The sequence below is a fragment of the Caldisericum sp. genome (genome assembly GCA_022759145.1).
Classification (GTDB): domain Bacteria; phylum Caldisericota; class Caldisericia; order Caldisericales; family Caldisericaceae; genus Caldisericum.
The window spans coordinates 1-3046 of record JAEMPV010000101.1 but is presented as its reverse complement, the minus strand read 5'-3'; the positions used below and the strand labels follow the sequence as shown (position 1 = coordinate 3046).

9 protein-coding genes and 1 tRNA gene are annotated in these 3046 nt (G+C 38.6%); all 10 read right to left on the bottom strand.

The genetic code is table 11. From position 1 onward, the window contains the following. Positions 1-13: 13 nt before the first annotated feature. Positions 14-520: a DUF1874 domain-containing protein gene (locus JHC30_06280; GenBank protein ID MCI4463758.1), complete on the bottom strand. Its 507-nt coding sequence runs from the start codon at positions 518-520 to the stop codon at positions 14-16. Further along, positions 480-665, bottom strand: a complete 186-nt coding sequence (locus tag JHC30_06275; GenBank protein MCI4463757.1) for a hypothetical protein — start codon at positions 663-665, stop codon at positions 480-482. The genes JHC30_06280 and JHC30_06275 overlap by 41 nt, the downstream gene beginning before the upstream one ends. A gap of 12 nt (positions 666-677) precedes the next feature. Then, a tRNA-Arg gene (locus JHC30_06270) sits at positions 678-751 on the bottom strand. Between the two features lie 13 nt (positions 752-764). Further along, a complete protein-coding gene (locus JHC30_06265) occupies positions 765-902 on the bottom strand; it encodes a hypothetical protein (GenBank protein ID MCI4463756.1) in 138 nt (45 codons plus the stop codon). 20 nt (positions 903-922) lie between these two features. Next, positions 923-1126 carry a hypothetical protein gene (locus tag JHC30_06260; protein MCI4463755.1) on the bottom strand — a complete coding sequence of 68 codons (204 nt, stop codon included), beginning with the start codon at positions 1124-1126 and terminating at the stop codon, positions 923-925. An 89-nt stretch (positions 1127-1215) separates the two neighbouring features. Beyond that, complete coding sequence (locus JHC30_06255) at positions 1216-1713, bottom strand: hypothetical protein (GenBank protein ID MCI4463754.1); 498 nt, start codon at positions 1711-1713, stop codon at positions 1216-1218. Positions 1714-1860: 147 nt separating this feature from the next. Beyond that, entirely contained in the window at positions 1861-2094 is a 234-nt protein-coding gene (locus JHC30_06250; protein ID MCI4463753.1) for a hypothetical protein, read from the bottom strand. A gap of 23 nt (positions 2095-2117) precedes the next feature. Beyond that, on the bottom strand, positions 2118-2456 hold the full coding sequence (locus tag JHC30_06245) for a hypothetical protein (protein ID MCI4463752.1): 339 nt from the start codon (positions 2454-2456) through the stop codon (positions 2118-2120). Then, positions 2443-2706: a hypothetical protein gene (locus JHC30_06240; GenBank protein MCI4463751.1), complete on the bottom strand. Its 264-nt coding sequence runs from the start codon at positions 2704-2706 to the stop codon at positions 2443-2445. The genes JHC30_06245 and JHC30_06240 overlap by 14 nt, the downstream gene beginning before the upstream one ends. A gap of 22 nt (positions 2707-2728) precedes the next feature. Continuing rightward, on the bottom strand, positions 2729-2926 hold the full coding sequence (locus tag JHC30_06235; protein MCI4463750.1) for a hypothetical protein: 198 nt from the start codon (positions 2924-2926) through the stop codon (positions 2729-2731). Positions 2927-3046: the final 120 nt, after the last annotated feature.

Sequence of the window (3046 nt, the reverse complement as noted above, 5' to 3'; positions counted from 1 at the left end):
TCCTTGCTTCAATTTAATAAACTTTGCTGAAAACAAAATCAAAATCTAAAGCTTTGAGCTCCTCTTCTGACAGCACTTTGCCCTCTGGCAATCGGGTTCTAAGGACAAAGTGAAGGGCACTGTCGCCCTCTTTCATTTTAACCGCAATGCGATTGTAGGGAATTTCCACCCCTAATAACTCTGACAACACTTTAGCAGTCGCCTCATGACCGACTGCCGATACAAAAGAGTTCCTCTTGATAAGTCCCTTCGCCGTCTTTAAATCCACTTTTAAAATCTCAACTAAATACCGATCCTTCTCTTGCAAATCAACAGGTATAACAAGCGTGTTTAAAATGTAAAGCATACCCGCACCTCCTTTTTTTTGATTTTTTTGCTGAGTTATTAACTCCCAAATACCCTCTTTTAATAAATCTGACTTCGTTCGTCCAAACATTCGGGCGATTTTACATAGCTTCCTATATAGAATAGGGTCAACATTAGACCCTATTCTTCCTTCGACTGTTTTTTCTTTCGGCATAGTCCTCTCCTAAATATTTTCTACACAAATGGACAATTGCTCTATTTAACAATTCTGTATAAGATAACTGCTCTTCTTTGCAATAATCATTTATTCTTTCTAAGAACCATTTAGACACTCTAAAAATTATCACTGGCTCTGCCATACTCTCCTCCTAAGCCCCTGGGGGGATTTGAACCCCCAACCTTGGGATTAGAAGTCCCATGCTCTGTCCTATTGAGCTACAGGGGCTTTAATCTGTAGTTTATCTCCTAATTAATTTTCTAAACCACTTCGTGATTTTTTTCACGAACCCTTGGCACTCAAAGTCTTCCCTTTTAAGGAAGACCCATCTTCCATCCTTCCATAAAGTCAAATACTTTGGGCCTTGCATCTCTCTCATCGCTCCACCTCCTCTGTTTTTTAGCTTATCACTTCTAAATTGGTAAAGTAACGCCATACTGCATCGAACTCTATATCTATTTCATCTGCCCCTAACCTACAATAACTCAAGCTTCCATCTACAAAATAGAACCGAATTTCTCTTTCAGAGCTGTTCTTTGATAACTCGACGAATTTAACATTTTGTAGATTGATTACTTTGTTGCCAATTTTTATTAATTGCATCGCTTTTCCTCCTCTTCGTTTTTTTTAAAATATAACTTGACTTTTTCTTTTTGTCAAGAGGGGGATTAAAAAATCCCCCTCGAGCCTTACTAATTAAACATCTTACTAATTTGGTCAACTTTCCCCTCGATGGTGGTTAACACCGACAAGGCAAAATCAGCGTTCTCTTTGAATAAGAATACCAACACCGCATCTCGGATCCCATCATCTCCTCTTATCTGAGATATCATCTCCATGTATTCTATAAATTGCTCTTCCAGTTTCCTAACGACCTCGCTCATTTTAGCCATCTGAAACTCCTTTGGGAGCAATGCAGACAAAAGTAAATACCACATTTCTGAATGGTGCTTCACCTCTACAAAATACATTATGACCAATCTTACTAATAACGCTAAAAACTCCTCGTCGGTCATTTCGCCACCTTTCTTTTCAAAATATTCAACTGCTCCTTTCAAGCATGCACCCGCAAATTTTTCTTCATCATCTCTAAACTCAAATTTCTTCAAACTCTCAATTATCTTGCGACCATTAATCTGATGATACCTCTCTAAAATTTGTGCCAATAACTCACTTTTTTCTGCGACCATAGCGATCCCTCCCTCTTGATTTTTTTTACAACTGAGCTATACTGTCAATTAGACACTCCTCCCTCAGCGCATAGTATCACCTCCTTTGTTTAGGGTTGTTCTCCGCTCCACCTCCCGCCCCCGCAAAGGGGGCGATGTGATAATTGATTAATAACCTAACTCAATCAAAGCGTCCAAAAATTTCTCTGTTGCTTTTGGGTAATCACTTAACTTCATTAGGAATTTACCCAGCCATTCTAACTCTGTATAACCAGCATTTTCAAGAATAAGCCTCAGAGCTTTCAGAATATCTCTTACTTGCTCATCGGTATAATTGCTTACACCTCCCACTCCGAAATTGCTCAAAAACCATTGAAACGGATCTCTCTTGCTAATGCGCATCGCTCCACCTCCTTAGTGTTTTATTAAACCCAAATGCAATGGAAGACTGCCATCTCTGATATTCTGTGCACACACTCTCGTGCGTCAATTTCTCTTTTCTCATACTTTTCAATAACCTCAAACACTCTCTCTTTATCTTCGTTTCTAAAAACCATATCGAATTGAAAATTCTTCACATTCTCAAATGGTGCTTCATATATTCTCCAACTCCAGAATTGTAGTCCAAAAAACCCTTCCCCAAATTGCAATAAATCTTCCCTCATTGCATCATTGACCCACTGATCAAACTCTGTCAATTCAAATATTTCAGTGGGCTTATATCCTCTTTTTTCCATCTCATCGAATAATCTACTTTTTATCATTTCCTCCCTCCTCTGTGTTTTGATATTTTAACATTCTCTGCTTTATTAGATCCTCTAACTCACTTGCCTCCCTCTGACTTGTCTTTAACATATCTTGAAACTCTTGCAAAAAATCTATGATTAATTCCAAACTGCATTCTTTCAATAACCCTCCCCACTTCAGCTCCGATAGAGAGTGGTATAATCTCCCTATCAAAAAAACAAACTCTAATTTCATTCTCTCTGTAAACTGCTCTTTTGTCTCAATCATCGCTCCACCTCCTCCTTTGATTTTAGATTTTTAACATTGCGTCAATCTTGCTTTCTAACTCTGAGGCTTTCTGCGAGTGCTTACTTAACATCTCTTGAAACTCTCTTAGGAACTCTTTCATTCTTATGAAGTCACTCTCAGAGATAAACACTACCTTCGTTTCTAAATCTAAAACATCCGCTCTAAACATTAACATCAATTCAATAATTTCCCTTCGCATACTACACCCCCTCTTCGTTTTTTCGTTCTTTCGCTTCTTTATTCTTTTATTATGGATCTCTACAATGCATCACTCTCTCACCTCCTCCCTCCACCCCTGCACCGCTGAGGCACAGGGGCA

Coding starts and splice junctions, on each gene's coding strand:
- JHC30_06240 (MCI4463751.1), bottom strand. CDS start 2,706: ATGATTGAGACAAAAGAGCAGTTTACAGAGAGAATGAAATTAGAGTTT.
- JHC30_06250 (MCI4463753.1), bottom strand. CDS start 2,094: ATGCGCATTAGCAAGAGAGATCCGTTTCAATGGTTTTTGAGCAATTTC.
- JHC30_06245 (MCI4463752.1), bottom strand. CDS start 2,456: ATGATAAAAAGTAGATTATTCGATGAGATGGAAAAAAGAGGATATAAG.
- JHC30_06265 (MCI4463756.1), bottom strand. CDS start 902: ATGAGAGAGATGCAAGGCCCAAAGTATTTGACTTTATGGAAGGATGGA.
- JHC30_06280 (MCI4463758.1), bottom strand. CDS start 520: ATGCCGAAAGAAAAAACAGTCGAAGGAAGAATAGGGTCTAATGTTGAC.
- JHC30_06275 (MCI4463757.1), bottom strand. CDS start 665: ATGGCAGAGCCAGTGATAATTTTTAGAGTGTCTAAATGGTTCTTAGAA.
- JHC30_06235 (MCI4463750.1), bottom strand. CDS start 2,926: ATGCGAAGGGAAATTATTGAATTGATGTTAATGTTTAGAGCGGATGTT.
- JHC30_06255 (MCI4463754.1), bottom strand. CDS start 1,713: ATGGTCGCAGAAAAAAGTGAGTTATTGGCACAAATTTTAGAGAGGTAT.
- JHC30_06260 (MCI4463755.1), bottom strand. CDS start 1,126: ATGCAATTAATAAAAATTGGCAACAAAGTAATCAATCTACAAAATGTT.